This window comes from Hydrogenophaga palleronii NBRC 102513 (assembly GCF_001571225.1).
Taxonomy (GTDB): Bacteria; Pseudomonadota; Gammaproteobacteria; order Burkholderiales; family Burkholderiaceae_C; genus Hydrogenophaga; species Hydrogenophaga palleronii.
This window is the reverse complement of the sequence record NZ_BCTJ01000110.1, coordinates 1-521: the sequence shown is the minus strand read 5'-3', so window position 1 is coordinate 521 and position 521 is coordinate 1. Positions and strand designations below refer to the sequence as shown.

General features: G+C 64.9%; 1 protein-coding gene. It reads right to left on the bottom strand.

Going from position 1 to position 521, the window contains the following annotated elements:
• The coding region (locus HPA01S_RS22490) for a helix-turn-helix domain-containing protein (RefSeq protein ID WP_066273743.1) at nucleotides 1-521 on the bottom strand (521 nt) is incomplete at both ends.

Genomic DNA, 521 nt, shown 5'->3' with positions numbered 1-521 from the left:
CGCTGCTTCACATCGATGATGCCGTCCTCCACGAACTTGGAGAAGGTGCGGCTCACGGTCTCGAGCTTCATGCCCAGGTAACTGCCGATTTCCTCGCGCGTCATGCGCAGCACCAGTTCGGACTGCGAGAAGCCGCGCGCGTGCAGCCGCTGCACGAGGTTGAGCAGGAAGGCCGCCAGGCGCTCCTCGGCGCGCATGCTGCCCAGCAGCAGCATCACGCCGTGGTCGCGCACGATCTCGCGGCTCATGATCTTGTGCACGTGGTGCTGCAGGGTGGTGAACTCGCGTGAGAGTTGTTCGACCTGGTCGAACGGCATCACGCAGACCTCGGCGTCTTCCAGGGCGACGGCGTTGCAGGAGTGGTGGTCACTCACGATGCCGTCCAGGCCGATGATCTCGCCCGTCATCTGGAAACCCGTCACCTGGTCGCGCCCGTCGGCGGTGGTCACGCAGGTCTTGAAAAAGCCCGAGCGCACCGCGTAGAGCGAGGTGAACTTGTCCCCCACGCTGAACAGCGCGGC